This is a genomic window from Enterobacteriaceae endosymbiont of Donacia versicolorea (assembly GCF_012570965.1).
Classification (GTDB): Bacteria; Pseudomonadota; Gammaproteobacteria; order Enterobacterales; family Enterobacteriaceae.
Window position 1 is genome coordinate 170,403 of the sequence record NZ_CP046214.1, and the last position, 21,452, is coordinate 191,854.

General features: G+C 19.1%; 16 protein-coding genes and 2 tRNA genes. 3 read left to right on the forward strand and 15 right to left on the reverse strand.

Going from position 1 to position 21,452, the window contains the following annotated elements; translation table 11 throughout:
• Position 1: 1 nt before the first annotated feature.
• The 6 genes from GJT89_RS00825 to orn all read right to left on the reverse strand — a co-directional run bounded on the left by GJT89_RS00825 (position 2) and on the right by orn (position 6,380).
• Positions 2–2,041, reverse strand: coding sequence for a M3 family metallopeptidase (locus GJT89_RS00825; RefSeq protein WP_168894664.1), 2,040 nt, complete (start codon positions 2,039–2,041; stop codon positions 2–4).
• Positions 2,042–2,120: 79 nt separating this feature from the next.
• The gene (rlmB, locus tag GJT89_RS00830) at positions 2,121–2,864 is read right to left on the reverse strand and encodes a 23S rRNA (guanosine(2251)-2'-O)-methyltransferase RlmB (protein ID WP_168894665.1); all 744 of its coding nucleotides are present in this window, start codon (positions 2,862–2,864) and stop codon (positions 2,121–2,123) included.
• 58 nt (positions 2,865–2,922) lie between these two features.
• Positions 2,923–3,870, reverse strand: a complete 948-nt coding sequence (gene miaA / locus GJT89_RS00835; RefSeq protein ID WP_168894666.1) for a tRNA (adenosine(37)-N6)-dimethylallyltransferase MiaA — start codon at positions 3,868–3,870, stop codon at positions 2,923–2,925.
• 9 nt (positions 3,871–3,879) lie between these two features.
• Positions 3,880–5,616, reverse strand: coding sequence for a DNA mismatch repair endonuclease MutL (gene mutL / locus GJT89_RS00840; protein ID WP_168894667.1), 1,737 nt, complete (start codon positions 5,614–5,616; stop codon positions 3,880–3,882).
• A gap of 71 nt (positions 5,617–5,687) precedes the next feature.
• A tRNA-Gly gene (locus GJT89_RS00845) sits at positions 5,688–5,761 on the reverse strand.
• A 79-nt stretch (positions 5,762–5,840) separates the two neighbouring features.
• Complete coding sequence (gene orn, locus GJT89_RS00850; RefSeq protein ID WP_168894668.1) at positions 5,841–6,380, reverse strand: oligoribonuclease; 540 nt, start codon at positions 6,378–6,380, stop codon at positions 5,841–5,843.
• A 90-nt stretch (positions 6,381–6,470) separates the two neighbouring features.
• Here orn and asd point away from each other — a divergent pair, with 90 nt between their 5' ends.
• Entirely contained in the window at positions 6,471–7,358 is an 888-nt protein-coding gene (gene asd / locus GJT89_RS00855) for an archaetidylserine decarboxylase (RefSeq protein WP_168894669.1), read from the forward strand.
• A 24-nt stretch (positions 7,359–7,382) separates the two neighbouring features.
• Here the strand turns inward: asd and epmA are convergent, their stop codons facing one another.
• On the reverse strand, positions 7,383–8,348 hold the full coding sequence (gene epmA, locus GJT89_RS00860) for an elongation factor P--(R)-beta-lysine ligase (RefSeq protein ID WP_168894670.1): 966 nt from the start codon (positions 8,346–8,348) through the stop codon (positions 7,383–7,385).
• A 26-nt stretch (positions 8,349–8,374) separates the two neighbouring features.
• Positions 8,375–8,947, reverse strand: a complete 573-nt coding sequence (locus GJT89_RS00865; protein WP_168894671.1) for an elongation factor P — start codon at positions 8,945–8,947, stop codon at positions 8,375–8,377.
• 72 nt (positions 8,948–9,019) lie between these two features.
• On the opposite strand from GJT89_RS00865, the gene GJT89_RS00870 reads away from it, so the two are divergent.
• Positions 9,020–9,997, forward strand: coding sequence for a KamA family radical SAM protein (locus GJT89_RS00870; protein WP_168894672.1), 978 nt, complete (start codon positions 9,020–9,022; stop codon positions 9,995–9,997).
• A gap of 115 nt (positions 9,998–10,112) precedes the next feature.
• On the opposite strand, the gene groL is transcribed toward GJT89_RS00870, so the two are convergent.
• On the reverse strand, positions 10,113–11,759 hold the full coding sequence (gene groL / locus GJT89_RS00875) for a chaperonin GroEL (RefSeq protein ID WP_168894911.1): 1,647 nt from the start codon (positions 11,757–11,759) through the stop codon (positions 10,113–10,115).
• 77 nt (positions 11,760–11,836) lie between these two features.
• Positions 11,837–12,127 carry a co-chaperone GroES gene (locus GJT89_RS00880; RefSeq protein ID WP_168894673.1) on the reverse strand — a complete coding sequence of 97 codons (291 nt, stop codon included), beginning with the start codon at positions 12,125–12,127 and terminating at the stop codon, positions 11,837–11,839.
• Positions 12,128–12,470: 343 nt separating this feature from the next.
• On the opposite strand from GJT89_RS00880, the gene GJT89_RS00885 reads away from it, so the two are divergent.
• Positions 12,471–12,543: transfer RNA gene (locus GJT89_RS00885), tRNA-Phe, on the forward strand.
• 204 nt (positions 12,544–12,747) lie between these two features.
• Here the strand turns inward: GJT89_RS00885 and GJT89_RS00890 are convergent.
• The 5 genes from GJT89_RS00890 to ilvC form a co-directional block, all read right to left on the reverse strand.
• Positions 12,748–13,911, reverse strand: coding sequence for an OmpA family protein (locus GJT89_RS00890; RefSeq protein ID WP_168894674.1), 1,164 nt, complete (start codon positions 13,909–13,911; stop codon positions 12,748–12,750).
• A gap of 159 nt (positions 13,912–14,070) precedes the next feature.
• A complete protein-coding gene (gene ygfZ, locus GJT89_RS00895; RefSeq protein WP_168894675.1) occupies positions 14,071–15,078 on the reverse strand; it encodes a CAF17-like 4Fe-4S cluster assembly/insertion protein YgfZ in 1,008 nt (335 codons plus the stop codon).
• Between the two features lie 53 nt (positions 15,079–15,131).
• Complete coding sequence (gene carB, locus GJT89_RS00900; RefSeq protein ID WP_168894676.1) at positions 15,132–18,365, reverse strand: carbamoyl-phosphate synthase large subunit; 3,234 nt, start codon at positions 18,363–18,365, stop codon at positions 15,132–15,134.
• Between the two features lie 2 nt (positions 18,366–18,367).
• On the reverse strand, positions 18,368–19,525 hold the full coding sequence (carA, locus tag GJT89_RS00905) for a glutamine-hydrolyzing carbamoyl-phosphate synthase small subunit (RefSeq protein ID WP_168894677.1): 1,158 nt from the start codon (positions 19,523–19,525) through the stop codon (positions 18,368–18,370).
• A gap of 326 nt (positions 19,526–19,851) precedes the next feature.
• Positions 19,852–21,327, reverse strand: a complete 1,476-nt coding sequence (gene ilvC / locus GJT89_RS00910; RefSeq protein WP_168894678.1) for a ketol-acid reductoisomerase — start codon at positions 21,325–21,327, stop codon at positions 19,852–19,854.
• Between the last annotated feature and the right edge of the window lie 125 nt (positions 21,328–21,452).

Here is a 21,452-nt window from a genome sequence, read left to right on the forward strand (position 1 = left end):
TTTATATTTTAATACCTCTTTGAGAAAGTAAAGCATTACTATCTAATTTTCTACCTCTAAATTTTTCAAATAAAATAATAGGGTCTTGAGAACTACCTAAAGATAAAAGATTATCAAAAAATTTTTTTCCTATCATAGAATTAAATAATCCATTTTTCTTAAAATAAGAAAAAGAATCAGCAGCTAATTGTTCTGACCATAAATAACTATAGTATCCAGCTGCATATTCTCCACCAAAAATATGATTAAATAAATTTGTATATTTATTCCATTTAGGAATAGTTGTAATTGTTATTAAATTTTTTCTAATTTTTTCTATTAAATCTAATATTTGATCACTACTTTTATTCGGATTAAATTCATTATGAATTCTTATATCAAATAAACTTAATTCAATTTGACGCATAAGAGATAGAGCAGCATTATATTTTTTAGATAAAATTAATTTATTCATCATATTTATAGGTAAATTATTATCATTTTTATTATAATTAGAAATAATTTTTAATGATTTTGATTCCCAACACCAATATTCCATAAATTGACTAGGATATTCTACAATATCCAAAGGAATTCCATTAATCCCTGATATATTTGATATTTTTATTTTTGAGATAATATGATGTAAAGCATGTCCAAATTCATGAAATAAGGTAATAATTTCATTATGATTTAATAAATAAATTTTATTTGTTGTAGAAGTAAAATTACAATTCACATAAGCTACTGGACATTGTAAAGTTCCATTATTTTTTAAAATTTTAGTTTGACATATATCCATCCAAGCACCACTTCTTTTTTCAGAACGAACATATAAATCAAAATATATACTACCGTATAATTTATTATCAGAATTAAAAACATCAAAAAAAATCACATCTTTATTCCAAACTGGAATTTTTCTTTGTTTAAAAATTAAACCATATATTTTGTTTACAATTTTAAACATACCGTTTATAACAGAAGAAATTGGAAAATAATTACGTATATCATTATCATTAATACCGTATAAATAAAATTTATATTTTTCTGAAAAAAAAGCTACATCCCATGGATTAATATTAATTATATTATATTTTTTTTTAATAAATTGTTTTAAATTATATGCTTCTTTTTTTGCTTGTCTTTTAGATAATTTAATTAATTTATATAAAAATAATAGAACATCATTAACTTTTTTTGCTGATTTAGTTATTAAAGATTGTTCAGAGTAAGAATTATATCCTAATAAATTTGATAATTGTAATCTTAAAGATAATTCTTTCATTATAATAGGTTCATTATCTAATTTATTAGAATTAATAGAAGAAGTTCTTGTATTATATTTATAATATATTTTTTTTCTTAAATTTTTATTTTTTGAATATGTAATTATTGATAAATAAATAGGCATATCTAAAGTAATTAAATACCCTATTTTATTTTTTGTAATAGCATTTTTTGACATTATATTTATTATATGATTGGGTATTCCAGCTAATTTTTTTTTATCTGTTATATTTTGTTCCCATTCTAATGTACTATCAAATATATTATTATTGAAATTATTTTGTAATTTTACTAAATTTGTTATTATTAAATAATAATCATTTTTTTTTTCTTGATTTAATAAAATTCCTGATAATTTATAATCACGTATTATGTCGTCAATAGATTTTATTTTTAGTTTATTAAAATTTAAATTATTTTGATTACTTTTTATTTGTAAATAAGCATTATATAATTGTTCATTTTGTTGAATCCATATATGATAATTAGTTATCATTTTTATAATAATTTCATAAATTTTTCTTGTTTTTTTATTATTACAAACATAATTTAAATGATTTATTGGTGAAAAAATACGATATAATTTTTCATGTAATTCTAATAATGGTTGACAAAAATTTTCCCAATTATAATTATTTTTATTTTTATTTAAAATATTCTTAATTTTTTTTTTACAAAAACTAATTGTAATTTTTATTGCAGGAATCATACAATCATTAGTTATTTTATCAAAAGGAGGTAATAAAAAATTAGATAATAAGGGATTATTCATAATTAATTCCTAATTTGGATGTATTAATAATAATATTAAAATATTTTAAATTTATATATTAAAAATATTTAATATAAAATTATAAAAAATTATTTTGTCTAATAATTTCAAATAAAAAAATTCCAGTAGCTACAGAAACATTTAATGAATTTATATTATTATTCATGGGTATTGAACATAATATATCACAATTTTTTTTTACAATTGGTCTGATTCCTTTATTTTCTGATCCTATTATTAAACATATGGGATAAGATAATTTAAAATTATAAATTATTTTATTTTTTTGATTATTATCTGCACCAACAATATGTATTTTATGTTTTTTTAAAAATTTAATAGTATTAATAATATTTTTTACAAAAATAATAGGTATATGTTCTGATGTTCCACAAGATACTTTTTTAACAGTAGCATTTACTTTGACTGAATAATGTTTAGGTAAAATAATCATATTAACTTTAGCAGCAACTGCACTTCGAATACATGCACCAAAATTATGAGGATCTGTAATTCTATCTAAAATAAGAATTAATATTTTTCTTGATATATTAATTATTTTAATAATATTCATTTCATTAAAAAATTTTATTTTATTTATTAAACCCATAATTCCTTGATGTACACCATTACTAGTTTTTTTATCTAACCATTTTTTATTTACTTTATATACTTTAATATTATATTTATTAATGTAAAAAAATAATTCTTTAATTTTATTAGTTTTTTTTTTACTATTTAAAATAAATATTTTTTTTAATGATTTAGGATCTTTTTTTAAGATATTAATAATAGAATATATACCAAATATAATATCTTCCATATTATTTAATAATAATAGTTTATAATTAATAAATATATCATAAAATATGACATATTTTTTAATTTAATTTTTTATTAACAAATTTTTGAATATAATCATAAGCTTTATTTATATAATTACTATCAAATAAATATATATTTTTCCAGTGACGTAACCAAGTTAATTGTTTTTTTGCTAGATGACGTGTTGTAATTACTGTTTGTTGTATCATTTCCTTATAATTAATTTTATTTAAAATATATAAAAACATTTGTTTATATCCAATACAACGAATAGAAGGAAAATTAATCTGTAAATATTTATTATCAATAAGATAACGTACTTCTTCTTCAAATCCTAATTTTAACATTTGAAAAATTCTATTTTCTATTTTATTATATAAAATTTCACGGTCATAATAAGTTAAACCGAATTGATATATTTTATAAGGAATTTTTTCCCCAGGAATTTTTATTAATTCACTTAAAGTTTTTCCTGTTAAAAAAAATATTTCTAAAGCTCTTAAATTTCTTTGATTATCATTATAATGAATTTTTTTTGCAGAAAAAATATCAATTTTTTTTAACATATCATGATATGAATTATATATTTTTTTATTTATTTGTTTTTTAATCATATTGCGTATATGATTATTTGAAGATGGTAAAGGGGACATAGTATTTATTAGTTTGTAATAATAAAACATACTACCTCCAACTAAAAATGGTATTTTACCTTTTTTAGTAATTTTATCCATAATACTTAAAACATCATTATAAAATTCCATAACAGAATAAGATTGATTAGGTTCTTTAATATCAATTAACCAATGTTTTTCATAAAATAGATCAGTTTTTTTAGGTTTATCTGTTCCTATATTCATTTTTTTATAAATTAAAGAAGAATCTACACTAATTAATTCAATAGGTAAAACTTTAGCTAAACGGGTAGCTAAATAAGTTTTTTTAGATGCTGTTGTTCCCATTAAAAAAATAGCAATTGGTAATTTTTTATTTTTATTATACATTAATATAATTTATATATTTATTAAACAAAATAATTCTTTGATTGAAAAATTATTTCTTTCTAATTTTAATAATTCTAATTCCATTAATAAGTCTATTATATTATAATAATTCCATATTTTAGGGAAGTTTATTATATAATTAATTATCCATTTTATAATTTGTTTTAAAGAAATATTTTTTATATTAAAAAAAGATTTTAATAAATCAGAAAAAAATTTATTTGCATTAAAAATAAAAAATGATGAAAATATAGGTAAATATGTTATATATAAAATATATTTATTATTTAATGAAAAAATAAATCCTAATTTTCTTATAAATTTATTTATTTGATAAAAAACAAAATATTCTTTTTTATTTAATTTTATTTTAACATTAATTTTCATATATTTTATAATATTTTTATTTTTTAAATATAATTTAAATTTTATATTTAATAATAAAAATATTAATTTCTTTATTTTAATAGAATATAAAACATTATTTTTTTCAAAAATAATATGAGTATTTTTTAAAATTATTAAAAATTTACCAAAATTTTTAAAATTAAATATTGGAATATTATCTAAATATACTAATTTTTTTTTTTCTATATTAGAAAATAATAATTTAGTTTTTTTTGGAAAATTTTTTTTAATAAAAAAATTTTCCAAATTATCTACTTTTAATTCATTATCATTATTATTTAAATTATTATTTATAGAATAAATTATATTATTTTTATATATTTTTTTTATTAAACCATTACATAATTTTTGTAAAATACTTTTATATATAAAAGTATATAATGATTGTATATTATAAAAACATATATCAGTTTTTTTGGGATGAATATTTATATCAATTAGCTTAGGTTCTATTTCTAAATAAATTAAATAAGAAAATTTATAATCTTTATTAAATTTATTTAGTATTATTTTTTTTATAATAAGATGTATAAATTTATTATGTATAATACGATTATTAACATAAAAATATTTAAAATTACTAGAAATTTTTTTTTGATGAAATATATTTAATAATCCATATAATTTTATTTTTTTATAGTTTGTATTAATTTCTAATGAATTTTTGACAAAATTATTACCATAAATACTATTTACTCTATTTATATAAGAAATATTATTTGTTATTTGTTTAAAATCATAAATAATTTTATTATTATATTTAAATTTTATTCCTAATTTTAATTTAATTAAAACAATTTTTTTAATTATATTTTTAATATATATAAATTCTATTCTTTCATTAGAAATATATTTTCTTCTTGCAGGAAAATTATAAAAAAGATCAGATAAAATAATAGTAGTACCTACAGGATGAGAAATTGGTTTTAAATAAATAATTTTTTTACTAAATCCTTCCGTATATAATTGCCATGCTATTTTTTGTTTTAAAGTTTTAGATGTTATAGTCATTCTAGATATATCTTTTATACTAGTTAAAGCTTCTCCTCTAAAACCAAAACTTTTAAATGAATCTAAATCATTAAGACTATAAATTTTATTTGTAGCATATTTTTTTATACATAAAGTTAGATCATTTTTATTCATGCCTATACCATTATCATTTATATAAATAAATTTTATACCTCCTTTTTCTACAAAAATATTTATTTGTGATGCTTGAGCATCAATACTATTTTCAATTAATTCTTTAATTACAGTAGCTGGTCTATCAATTACTTCTCCAGCAGCTATTCTTTTAATAACATTTTTTGGTAATATTTTAATTTTAATAGACATTAATAATTAATGAAAAATTAATTTATAAATATAATATATAAATTTGATAATGTGTAATTTATAATTACATAAGCGGGAAACGAGATTCGAACTCGCGACCCCAACCATGGCAAGGTTGTACTCTACCAATCTGAGCTATTCCCGCAAAATAATTAAATATAATATTTTTTAATATTATTAAATTACAGTTTTAATTGTCAATAAATATTTTAAATATTATTTATTTAGAAAAAATAATTTTTATAAAATTTTAATTCTTCTATTGATTGATATATATCAGAAAATGCATTGTGTTGATATTTTTTTTTTTTAAGTTTAATATAAATTTCTGGATTCCATCTTTTAACAAGTTCTTTTAATGAACTTATATCAATATTACGATAATGAAAATATTTTTCTAATTTAGGCATATAATTATATAAAAAAATTCTATCTTTATATATACTATTACCACATAAAGGAGAACTTTGTGGTTTAATCCATAATTTTAAAAAATTCAAAGTACATAATTCTGCTTTTTTTTCATTAAATTTACTATTTTTAATTTTATTAATAAGTCCATTTTTTTGATGTATATTTTTATTCCATTTATCCATTAAATTTAAAACAATATTATTTTGATATATTGGTATTATAGGTCCTATAGCTATAATTTCTAATTTTAAATTAGTAATAATAGTAGCAATTTCAATTATATGATCTTTATTTGGATCAAGACCTGTCATTTCTAAATCTAACCATATTAAATTATTATTTACTTGCATAAAAAATATCCTTATATTAAATATTATGTAAAATTATAAATTTTAAGAATTTAAAAAATAATACTTTATCTATAATAAAATTATATTAAAATGATTATTAATAAAATAAGAAAAAAAATATATTTATACATTCAATATTTATTACCTAAATTATTAATTACAAATGTTTGTGGTTATATATCAAAAAAAAAACTTAGTATAATTACTACTTATTTAATATTTTTATTTATTAAAATATATAAAATAGATATGAAGGAAACAAAATATCCTAATATTTTTCACTATAAAACTTTTAATAAATTTTTTATAAGAAAACTAAATATGAATAATAGACCTATTGATAAAAATAAATGTCATGTAGTTCAAAATACAGATGGTATTATTAATCAAATAGGTATTATAAAAGATAATCAAATTTTTCAATTTAAAGGTTGTAAATACTCATTATTTAATCTTATAGGAAGAGATAAAAATATAAATAAAATTTTTTCAAATGGATATTTTTTAAATGTTTATTTAGCTCCAAATAATTATCATCGAGTACATATGTCTTATGATGGAATTTTATTAAAAATGATATATATTCCTGGAAAACTTTTTTCTGTTAATAATATAGTTTCTGAAAATTTATGTAATTTATTTTTATTAAATGAAAGAGTAGTTTTTATATTTAAAACATCATTTGGATTAATGATAAAAATTTTAGTTGGAGCACATATTGTAGGAAGTATAAATACTTCATGGTATGGATCAATAATACCACCAAGAAAAAATAAAATTAAAATTTGGAATTGGCCATATATTAATAATATTTATAAAAAAGATTTTATTTATTTAAAAAAAGGAGAAGAAATAGGTTATTTTAATTTAGGTTCAACTGTAATTACTTTATTTCCACCTAAAATAATTAGATTTAATTCAAATTTAAAAAAAGGATCAAAAATAAAAGTTGGAGAATTATTAGCTTTTATTATATAGTAATATATATAATAAAAAATTTTATTAAGATATATTTATAGGAAAATTTATAACTTTATGAATAGATGTTTTTTTTAATAAACACATAATAAATCTATCTAATCCAATAGCCATTCCTGAACAATTAGGCATACCATGTTTTATAGCTCTTAATAAATAATAATCTATTTTTTTATAAGGTAATCCTATTATTTTACGTTTTTTATTATCTTCATTAAATCTTTTTTTTTGTTCATAACTATTTCTAAGTTCATGAAATCCATTACCTAATTCAACACCTTTAAAAAAAATTTCAAATCTATTAGCTAGAACACAATTATTTTTATTAATGGTTTCAGTAGTTTTTTGTGATGCTGGAAAATTATATATTAATATAGGTGATTTAAATCCTAGTTTAGGTACAATATATAAATCAAATAATATTTGTAAATAATCATCAATAACGTTACTTTTTTTTAAATTAATAAAACCTAATTCTTTAGCAAGAATAAATAATTTTTTCTTATTAATTAAAAAGGGATTTATTTTAAAATATTTTAAAAAAATTTCTTTGTAAGAAGATTTTTTTAATTTATTAAAACCAAATTTAATAAAGAAATTATTAACTTCATCTATTAACTGTTTTAAGTTATAATTAATATGATACCATTCTAGCATAGTAAATTCAGGATTATGATATTTACCTAATTCTTCATTACGAAAACTATGACATATTTGATATATTGATTTATTCATTTTTAATGAAAGTATTCTTTTCATATGATATTCAGGACTTGTAATTAAAAATAATTCTTTTTGTTGTTTATAATGAATAAAATTTGTTTTAAATTGTTTTAAATAAATATTAGTATTTTCAAATTGAGTTAACATAGGAGTATCTACTTCAATAAATCCTTTTTTATCAAAAAAATTTCTTATTTTTTTTATTATTAAAGAACGTTTTATTAAAGTATATATATTTGTATTAGGTAATCCATTAAAATTTTTCATATAATTATTACTTTTAATATTATTTATTATTTAATACGAGAAATATATTTTTTTTTTCTTATATCAATTTTTATAATATCTCCAATTTTGATAAAATTTGGTACTCTTATTATTTCACCATTACTTATTATAGCTAATTTATTATTATTATTAATTGTATCTCCTTTTTTTGAGATTAAATTTGTATCAATTATTTTAAAATTAATAAAATTTGGTAATGTTAAAAATATAGGTAATTGGTTCCAAAATGTTATATTATAACTATATTGAGATATTAACCATTTTTTTTTATTTTTAATAATTCTTTTATCAATCATAATTTGTTCAAAATTATTTTTAAACATAAAATAAAAAAAATTTTCTTTTTCATTATATAAATAAATTAATTTTTTTTCTAAAATATCTGCAGTATTTAAATTATCGGTAGATTTAAATGTTTTATCAATTAATTTTTCATTTATTAAATTTCTCATTTTTACTCTAACAAAAGATTGTCCTTTACCGGGTTTTACAAATTCACTTGCTTCTATAATATAAGGTTGATTAAAAAGTATAAATTTCATACCAATTCTAAAATTATTACTATAATAATTAATCATTAATATTCTACCTTTTCTGAAAAAATTTTTTTGATTTATAATAATATTATTTTAAAAATATAAAATAATTTTATGAATAAATTATGGTTAAAACAATTAAAAAATAATATTAATAATAATATTGATCTTATAAAAATAACAAAAATAAAAAAAAAAAATAGTAAACAATTTTTATGTAAAAAAAAAAATGTATTTTTTAAAATAAAAATACCTAAAATTTTTATAAAAAAAATAGAAAAAAAAAATTATAAAGATCCTATTTTATTACAATTTATCTTTAATAAAAATGAGTTAATTTTTAATAAAAAATATAATAGTAATCCATTAAATGAAAATTTAATTATTCCGGGAATGATACATAAATATTATAATAGAGTATTAATATTAGTCACAGGAATTTGTGCAGTACATTGTAGATATTGTTTTCGTAAAAAAAGTAAAGAAATTTATGCTATAAAAAAATGTGATTGGATTAAAATAATTAATTACATAAAAAAACATAAAGAAATAAATGAAGTAATTTTTTCAGGAGGAGATCCATTAATTATAAATGATTATAAAATTAATTTATTAATAAAAGATATTCAACAAATATCTCATATTAAAACATTAAGAATACATACTAGAATAATTTCTGTTATTCCTGAAAGAATTACTACTAATTTAATAAAAATTTTTAATAAATATAAATTAAATATAATAATTGTTACACATATTAATCATCCAAATGAAATTAGTGAAAATTTATTTAATAAAATTAATCTTCTTAAAAAAATAGGTATTACGATTTTAAATCAGAGTGTTTTATTAAAAAATATTAATGATGATTATAAAACTTTAATTAAATTAAGTAATAATTTATTTAATATTGGAATATTACCATATTATTTACATTTATTAGATAAAGTAGAAGGTAGTCAACATTTTAATGTTTCAGAAAGTAAAGCTAAAAAAATTATGATAAAAATGTTACCATTTCTATCTGGTTTTTTAGTTCCTAGATTAATAAAAGATATTTATGGTAAAAAAAGTAAAAATTTTATTATCTAAAAAATATAAAAGCTGTGCCCTTAATAAATGCACAGCTATATATTAGCAGATTTATAAATTTATAATATTTAATATTAAAAATTTAATAAATAAAAATTATTATTTATTAAATAAATTACATCATACCACCCATACCACCACCCATACCACCTGGAGGTGTATTAGATATTTCTGATTTTTCATCTTTTGGTAAATCTGTAACCATACATTCTGTAGTAATCATAAGTCCTGCTACAGATGCAGAATACTGTAACGCTGATCTAGTAACTTTAGTTGGATCTAAAATTCCAAATTTAATCATATCTCCATATTCTTCATTTGCAGCATTATATCCATAATTACCATGACCATCTTTAACATTATTTGCTACTACTGATGGTTCTTCTCCTGCATTAGAAACTATTTGACGTAAAGGAGCTTCCATAGCTCTTAATGCTACTTTTATTCCCATATTTTGATCTTCATTTTGACCAGTTAAATTCATTAGTTTTGCTGCTACACGTACTAAAGCAACTCCTCCTCCAGCTACTACACCTTCTTCTACAGCAGCTCTTGTAGCATGTAATGCATCTTCTACTCTAGCTTTTTTTTCTTTCATTTCTACTTCAGTAGCTGCACCAACTTTTAATACTGCAACTCCTCCTGCTAATTTAGCTACTCTTTCTTGAAGTTTTTCACGATCATAATCAGAAGTTGCTTCATCTATTTGTTGTCTTATCTGGTTTACTCTTCCTGATATATTTTCTTGTTTTCCCATACCATCTATAATTGTTGTTGTATCTTTATTAATAACAATACGTTTTGCTTGTCCAAGATCATCTAATGTTACTTTTTCTAATTCTAAACCAATTTCTTCTGAAATAACATTACCACCTGTAAGTATAGCAATATCTTGTAACATAGCTTTACGACGATCTCCAAACCCAGGTGCTTTAACTGCAGCAACTTTTACTACTCCACGCATAGTATTAACAACTAAAGTTGCTAATGCTTCACCATCAACATCTTCAGCTATAATTAATAAAGATTTACTAGATTTTGCAACTATTTCTAGAATAGGTAAAATTTCTCTAATATTTGAAAGTTTTTTGTCTACTAAAAGTATATATGGATTATCAAGTTCTACAGTACCTGAATCTGATTTATTAATAAAATAAGGCGATAGATACCCTCTATCAAATTGCATACCTTCTACAACATCTAATTCATCTTGTAACCCAGTTCCTTCTTCTACTGTAATAACTCCTTCTTTTCCAACTCTTTTCATAGCTTGAGCAATTAAATTACCTACAGTTTCATCTGCATTTGCAGAAATAGTTCCTACTTGAGCTATAGATTTGGAATTAGAACAAGGTACTGAAATAATTTTTAATTCTTCAACAGCAGCTATAACAGCTTTATCTATTCCTCTTTTTAAATCCATAGGATTCATACCAGCAGCAACTGCTTTTAAACCTTCACTAACAATAGATTGCGCTAATACACTTGCTGTAGTTGTCCCATCACCTGCTACATCATTAGCTTTAGAAGCAACTTCCTTAACCATTTGTGCTCCCATATTTTCAAATTTATCTTCTAATTCTATTTCTCTAGCAACTGTTACTCCATCTTTAGTTATAGCTGGAGCACCAAATGATTTATCTAAAACTACATTTCTACCTTTAGGTCCAAGGGTAATTTTGACTGCATCTGCTAGTACGTTTACACCTCGTAACATTTTTACACGTGCGTCATTACCAAATTTTACGTCTTTAGCTGCCATTTTCAATATCCCTTAAATTAATTTTATATTAAAATTAAATATATTTTTTATATTTGTTTATTTCATGATAAATTTTATTATTTAACAATGGCTAAAATATCACTTTCAGACATTATTAAAATTTCTTCATTATCAATTTTTTCTGTTTTTACACTATAACCATCATTAAATATAATAATATCACCTTTTCTTACATCTAATGGTTTTACTGTTCCATTATCTAAAATACGTCCTTTTCCTACTGCTAATACTTCTCCTCGAGTAGATTTTCCTGCAGCAGAACCTGTTAAAACAATTCCACCAGCAGATTTAGATTCAACTTCTTTTCTTCTTACAATAACACGATCATGTAATGGACGAATATTCATTTAATGATTCTCCTTTTAAGAAGTTTATTCAATATTTTTTAAATTAATCATAGTTTATTTCAATTAATGTGATCTGAAAGATAAGGACATATTTTATATGTTTCAAGGTCTTTTTAAAAAATTTTTATTTTTTAATAAAAAATTAAATATTATTTATATTAAATATTTAAAATAGTTATTTAGTAAAATAACTATTAAAAATATAAATTATTTATAAAAAAATAATTTTTTTATAAATAAATATATATAATTTAATTATTATTATGTTTTAATATAAAAAATATTGACGTTTTAATATAAATATTGGCATAATATAAACTAATTTTATATGGTTTGTATTTTTGCCCGGATAGCTCAGTTGGTAGAGCAGTGGACTGAAAATCCCCGTGTCGGTGGTTCAATTCCACCTTCGGGCATTTTTTTGTAAAAAATTAAAAATTATGTTTTTATAATTTATTAATTTATAACAAGATACAAACATGAAAAATTTTTCATGTTTGTATTATATCGATTATCTGTTTAAATAATCTTTAAAATAATTTTAAAAAATTTAATTTACTTTAATTAATATATTTTATATTTTTGTTAAAAAAATATAAAAAATTTTTTTATAACAAAATTTATTTTTTACAATTAATAAATATATAAATAATTTTTAAATTATTGTCAGATATAAAATTTTTATTAAAATAAAATTTGTAAATTTTATGATATTTAACAAATTTTATTTCTACATAACGATCTAAAACTAAACATTTTTTTAAAAGTTTATAATTTTTTATATTAATACATTTTTTATTAATTGGTAAACTACCTAAACCTTTTACAGTAATTTTTTTATAAAAAGCATTTTTCTTTGTTTTAAAAATTAAATATTCAATTACTTTTTTAGCTCTTTTTTTAGATAAAGATACATTATAATTTTTTTTACCTAAATAATCAGAATGTCCTAAAATTAATAATTCAGTATTTGAAAATTTTTTATGATTTTTTTTATTATTATTAATAATTTTATCTAATGTTTTTTTTGTTTCTTTACGAAGATTAAAATCATCAAAATTAAAAAATACTTTAGATACTAAATTTTTATTATCATAATTATGATTTTTTTTATTTCTTATATTATCTATAAAATTTTTTATTGATGGTAAATTATATTGATGTGTATTAACAAATTTATAAAGTATACTTATACTAAGAATAGAATTATTTGTTTTTTGACCTAAATCATTAATATTTTTATTTCCAATATCTTTTATCCATTGATATTCTAATCTAGATGACCAATTTTTATTTATTTTATATTCTCCACCTAAAGCAAATAATGGAGAAACACTATAATATGATTGATTAATTTTTGTATTATTACTATTATTTTGTTTATTAATTGTTTTAGCAAAGAAACCACCAAAACGACTATATAAGTATAATTTTTTAAAAATAGGAATTTTAATTTTAGTACTTAACTGTAATCCTTTAGATTCAAAAAAATTATTAATATTTTGATTCTGAATATTTTTTCTAATTATCCCTAACCAATCAAATCCCATTTCAAAACTTAAAAAATTATTTTCCTGATATCCAAAAAAAAATCCAGGACTAATATTATTAAAATGAGTATAAGTTTGATTATCTATATCTTTACCCAATAATTTAATATTATTATATTGTGACCATCCTATTTTAGGACCAAAATACCAATAATTATTATTAGACTCAGCATTTGTAATATTACAAATATTAGTTATAATCATGATTACAAAAAAAATAGTTATTTTTTTCATTTTTATTTAAACCTTTTATTATTAATAAATAATAATATTTAAATTTTACATTTTTTATAAATCTTAAATAAGATTTATATAATTTTCAGAATTAAAATATAATTATAATTAAAAAAATATGTTATTAATATAACATTTTTAAAAAATAATTTTTTATAATTATTTAAATTTTTTTTTAATAAAAAAAATACTTTTTTTATCTTTATTTAATCTAATTAAAGAATTTTCTAAGATATTATTTTTTAAAATAACTTGTATCCAAATTAAATTTTCTTTTATTTTTAATGATTTTAAAATTCTACTACCTTTTATAATTTCCCATTCATTTGTAATATTATTTTTTAATTCCAATAAATCTTTATATAAAGGTATAAATTTTGTTTCTCCTTCTAATAAAAATAAGATTTTATTTTTTTTATTTCGAAATTTAAAACTATTAATTATTTCTTGTCCTAAATAACAACCTTTACTAAAACTAATAGCATTAAATTTTTCCATATTAATTTGTTGTGGTAAAAATAAATTACAATTATTAATATTATCAATAATAGGATATCCTATTTCCATATTAAATTTAATCCAATAATTAAAATTAGATAAATTAATTTTATTTTTAATAAAAAATTTTTTTATTAAAAAATTAGAATTTTTTTTTGATAAAATTATAAAATATTGATTATATTTATTACAAAATTTTAAAATAACATATTCTTTTATAAAAAATAATGTTTTTTTTTTTAAAAAAAAATCATTATTTTTAAATATGTTCGACATAATATTTTCTAAGTTTTTTCCTGATAATCCAAAAAATTTTTTTTTAAAATTTAAAATAATCTTAATATTATATATTAATAAATATTTTTTAATATCTTCTAAATATTTTTTAATTATATTTTTTTTTATAATACATTGATAAATATTATCAAAATTTTTAAATATATACATATTTATTAATACTTTTCCTTTAGAATTACAATGAAGAGCATTAAAAAATTTTTCATTATTATCTAATTTATTTATATCAATAGTTAATTGATTTTGTAAAAAAATTTTACTATTAGAACCTATAATGGTTATTAACTGTAGATCATTTAAATTAATTAATTTAAATGATTTACAAGAATTGTTTTTTTTATTTAAATTAAAAAATTTATTTAAATTTAACATTTTTTTATAAAAAATTTTATTTTATATATATTAATTATTATATATAATAATTATTATGAAAATAATTGTTTATGTCTTTCTTGTAAAGAAAATATTTTATCTTTTAAATTATTTTTTACTATGTTTATTGAGTTTATTGTAGCAATAGCTCCATTAATAGTAGTATTATAATAAATATTATTTTGTAAAGCTAAAATACGGATTAATTTAGAATTTTTAATAGATTGTTTTGTTTCTGCAGTATTAATAATATAAGTGTACCTTTTATTTTTTATAAAATTAACTATATTTGGAGTTTTTTCTTTTGGTTTTCTAACAGTTTTAACTAATAATTGAAATTTTTTTAAAAATTTTGCTGTTCCACATGTAGCTTCAATTTTAAAACCATATTGTATTAATTTTTTAACTAATGGAATAATAAATTTTTTATCTTTATTTTTAATTGATATTAATACAATACCATTTTTATTAATAGAGATTTTAGTTCCTAAAATTGCCTTATAAAATGCTTCAGAAAAAGAATTACCAATACCCATAACTTCTCCTGTAGATCTCATTTCAGGTCCTAAAATAGGATCCATATTATTAAATTTATTAAAAGGTAATACAACTTCTTTTACAGAAAAATATGGTGGAATAATTTCTTTTATAAGATTTAAATTGAATAAAGATTTACCAACCATTATTAATGCTCCTATTTTTGCTAATGGAATATTTATTGCTTTAGAAATAAAAGGAATAGTTCTAGATGCTCTAGGATTAACTTCTATTAAATAAATTTTTTTTTTTTTTACAGCAAACTGAATATTTAGTAAACCACATACATTAATTTTTATAGCTATTTTTTTAGTTTGATCACGAATTTCATTTAAAATTTCTTTACTTAAAGTTCGTGTTGGTAAAGAGCAAGCAGAATCTCCAGAATGTATTCCTGCTTGTTCAATATGCTCCATAATACCTCCTATAAAAACATGTTTTTTATCACAAATAGCATCTACATCTACTTCTATTGCATTATCTAAAAACTTTTCTAATAAAATTATATTATTTTTTTTATTTTTTCTTAAAAAATAATTTTTTAATTCTTCTTTATTATATATTATTTCCATGAATTTTCCTCCCAAAACATAAGAAGGCCTAACTATAATAGGATAACCAATAATTTTTACTTTTTCTAAAGCATTATTTAAATTTTTAACTGCATAATTTATAGATTGTTTTAATTTTAAAGAATTAATAATATTTTGAAATTTTTCTCTATTTTCAGCAATATCAATATTAGATGGACTTGTACCTATGATAGGTACTCCTTCATTTTCTAATGATTGAGCTAAATTTAATGGAGTTTGGCCTCCATATTGTACTATAACTCCTTTAGGTTTTTCTATTCTTACAATTTCTAAAACATTTTCTAATGTAATAGGTTCAAAATATAAACGATTAGAAATATCATAATCAGTAGACACAGTTTCTGGATTACAATTAATAATAATAGTTTCAAAATCATTTTTTCTTAATATCATTGATGCATGAACACAGCAATAATCAAATTCAATTCCTTGACCTATTCTATTAGGTCCACTTCCTAAAATAATAATTTTATTTTTATTATTACTAGGATTAGCTTCACATTCTGTTTCATATGTTGAATATATATATGCAGTATTAGTTTTAAATTCAGCAGAACATGTGTCTACTCTTTTATATACTGGATGAATATTATATTTATATCTTAAAATTCTTATTGTTTTTTCAGATACATTAACAAGATCAGATAATCTTCCATCAGAAAATCCTTTTTTTTTTAACTGATATAAATATTTTTTATTATATAAACAATTTATACCTAAAGATTTTATTTTATTTTCAATATCAACTAAATTTTTTATTTGATATAAAAACCACATATCTATATGTGAATAATGATATATTTTTTCAATAGATATTTTTATTCTAAAAGCATCTGCAATAAATCTTATTCTATCTGGTCCTGGATTAGTTAATTCTTGTATAATTAATTGTATATTCTTTTTACTTTTCACTAAATGTATTTTAGGTGTAAAACCATTAATACCTGTTTCTAAACTACATAATGCTTTTTGTATTGATTCTTGAAAAGATCTACCTATAGACATAATTTCTCCTATTGATTTCATTTGTGTTGTTAATTTATTGTCTATACAATGAAATTTTTCAAAATTAAATCTAGGTATTTTAGTGACTATATAATCAATAGATGGTTCAAAAGCTGCAGTAATATTATTACTTGTTATATCATTGACTAATTCATCTAGTGTATATCCAATAGATAATTTTGCAGATATTTTAGCAATAGGAAATCCTGTTGCTTTAGAAGCTAATGCAGAAGAACGTGAAACACGAGGATTCATTTCAATAACTATTAATTTTCCTGTAGTTGGATTTACAGCAAATTGAACATTTGCACCACCAGATTGAATACCTATATTTTCTAATATAGATATAGATGCATTTCTCATTATTTGATATTCTTTATCAGATAAAGTTTGTGCAGGTGCAACAGTAATTGAATCTCCAGTATGAATTCCCATGGGATCTACATTTTCAATAGAGCAAATAATAATACAATTACTATTTTTATCTCTTATAAGTTCCATTTCATATTCTTTCCATCCAATTAAAGATTCATCAATAATTAATTCATGATTAAAAGATAAATTTAATCCATTTTTACAAATTTTTTTAAATTCTTTAAAATTATATGCAATTCCGCCACCACTTCCTCCCATAGTAAATGATGGACGAATAATACATGGAAAACTAATTTTTTTAATACAATTTATTGCTTCATTCATATTATGAATAGTATAAGATAAAGGAATATTTAAACCTAAATTTTTTATAATATTTAAAAAAATAGAACGATTCTCTGCTTTATTTATACTATCTATTGTAATTCCAATTATTTCAACATTATTTTTTTCTAAAATATTATTTTTATTTAAACTTAAAACACAATTTAAAGCAGTTTGTCCTCCCATAGTAGGTAAAATAGCATCAGGTTTTTCTTTTTCTATAATTTTAGCAATTATTTTCCAATCCATAGGTTCTATATAAGTAGTATTAGCAACATCAGGATCTGTCATAATAGTAGCAGGATTAGAATTTACCAAAATTACATTATATCCTTCTTCTTTAAGAGCTTTACATGCTTGAGTACCAGAATAATCAAATTCACAAGCTTGTCCTATAATAATAGGACCTGATCCTAAAATCATAATATTTTGTATATCAGTACGTTTTGGCATTTTTATAATCTCTTATGTTTTATCATACGATATTTTTTAATTAATTTTATAAAATAATCAAATAAAATAGATGCGTCATGTGGACCCGGACTTGCTTCAGGATGTCCTTGAAAACTAAAAGCAGATTTTTTAAGACAATGAATTCCTTGTATAGTATTATCAAATAATGATATATGTGTAATTTTTAAATTTTTAGAAATACTTTTTTTATCAATAGTAAATTGATGATTTTGAGTAGTAATAAATACTTTATTATTTTTTAAATCTTTTACAGGATGATTACTTCCGTGATGTCCTACATTCATTTTTTTTATTTTAGCTCCATTAGCAAGAGCTAATATTTGATGTCCAAAACAAATGCCAAAAATTGGAATATTTGTTTTTAATATTTTTTTTATATTATCGATAATATAAAAACAAGGTGTAGGATCTCCTGGACCATTAGATAAAAAAATACCATCTGGGTCTAAAGAAATTATTTTTTTATAACTAGTAAAAGCAGAAACAACAGTAACTTTACATTTTTTATCTATAAATATTCTTAAAATATTTTTTTTAATACCAAAATCAAATGCTAAAATATGAATAGAATTTTTATTTAATTTTGCTAATTTATAATTTCTACTTCCTTGTATCCAAGAATAATTTGCTTTAGTTGTAATTTTTTTTATTAAATCTAAACCTTTTAATCCATTAAATTTATTAATTTTTTTTATAATATCTTTAAAGTTAATTTTTTTTTTAGTAGATATAAGTGCTATTTTTTTAATTTTTTTATTACGTATTAATCTTGTTAAATAACGTGTATCTATCCCTTCAATAGCAACAACATTATTTTTTTTTAAAAATGGTTTTAATTCTCCTGTACTACGATAATTACTTGCTATTTTTGATAGATGATTGATAATAAGTCCTTTTAAATAAATTTTTGATGATTCATTATCTTCTAAATTAATACCTGTATTCCCAATATGTGGATATGTTAAAATAACAATTTGTTCATAATATGAAGGATCAGTTATTATTTCTTGATATCCAGTCATTGAAGTATTAAATATTATTTCTCCTATAACTATGCCATTAATACCTATAGATTTACCAAAAAGTTTAGTTCCATCTTCCATAACTAATATTGCTTGATTATTCAAATTATTCTCCATAATTTATAACTATTTATAATAAATATAAATTTTAAATAAAAATTTATTATATTATTTTTACATAAAAATTTTATTTATTATAAATTATAAAATTTACATTATAATTTTTATGATTTAATAAAATTATTTATAAATGAAATATATAAAAATACAAATATAATTAGTATTAGTTAACCAATTATTTAAAAAAAATTTATAAAAACACAAAAATATTCTTTACTTAAGTAAAAAATAATATAAAATTATATAATTTTTTATTATAATAAATTTTATTAAAATAAATAATATTTTTTTAAATTACTCTCTTTTAAAAAGAGAGTATATTTTTATTTAATTAAAGTTTTCATATGAGTCATATAACTTCTTAAAACATAACCTATTTTTTCAATAGGATGATTCCTAATATCATAATTTATATCACGTAAATAAACATTATTTATAGATTTATTATTATTTTTAGTAATACCTAAATCTTCCCTAGTAATATTTTCCATAAATTTTTGTAATAAAAAAATTGCTTTATTTGTAAATAAATAATTACCATATTCAGCTGTATCTGATATAACTTTATTCATTTCATATAATTTTTTTCTTGCGATAGTATTAGCAATCAAAGGTAATTCATGTAATGATTCATAATAAGCTGAAGCTGGAGATATTCCTGATTCTATCATTAATTCATATGATAATTCAATACTACTTTTAATAATAGAAGTCATAAAAATACCTTTATTAAAATAATCTTTTTCTTTTACACAATTACTTTTTTTTATTTTAACTTTTTCAAAATTATTATTTTGATATATTTCTCTCCATTTAATTAAATTTTTATTATTATTATTCCAATCTTTTATTAGATCTTGTGAAAATTTACCTGAAATTATATTATCAACATGTAATTTAAATAAAGGTTTTAATATTTTTTTTAAAACTATAGATAATTCATAAGAACGTATTTTACTAAAATTATCTAATCTATCCATCATTAAACTAATTCCACCTTGTTTTAAAGCTTCTGTAATATATTCCCATCCAAATTGAATAAATTGTGAAGCATATGATGAATCAATATTAAATTTTAATAACTTATCAAATAATAAAATAGATGCTGTTTGCAACATTCCACATAAGACTGTTTGTTCACCTATTAAATCAGATTTTACTTCAGCAATAAAAGATGATTCTAATACACCAGCTTTATGACTACCAATAGATACTGCCCAAGCTTTAGCTATTTTAAAACTAGAATTAAAATTATTAGCATTTTGATGAATAGCAATTAAAGATGGAACACCAAAACCTCTTTTAAACTCTTCCCTTACTTCTGTTCCAGGACATTTTGGCGCTACCATAATTACTGAAATATTTTGAGAAATAATTTCACCTTCTTCTACAATATTAAAACCATGAGAATATCCTATTGTAGCTTTTTCTTTTATTAAATGTTTAATTTCTTTTAAAACATTATGATGATTTTTATCAGGAGTTAAATTAATTATTAAATCTGCTGTAGGTATTAATTCTTTATATGTACCAATTATAAAATTATTTACATAAGCTCTTTGCCAAGATTTATTTTTATTTTTTATAGATTCAATTTTTAATGCATAAGATATATTTAATCCAGAATCTCTCATATTTAATCCTTGATTTAATCCTTGAGATCCACATCCTATAATAACAATTTTTTTATTTTTTAAATTATTAATACTATTAATAAATTCATTTGGCTGCATTAATCTACATTTTTGTAAATTTTTTAATTTTCTACGAAAATTTAAAGTGTTAAAATAATTTTTCATTTAAATAATCCTATTTAATATATAAATTAATATTTAATTAGTTTAATAAATATTTTTTAAAAAAATATTTATTAAATATGAATAAATATTATTTTAACATTTGTTTAAAAAAATTTATATATAAC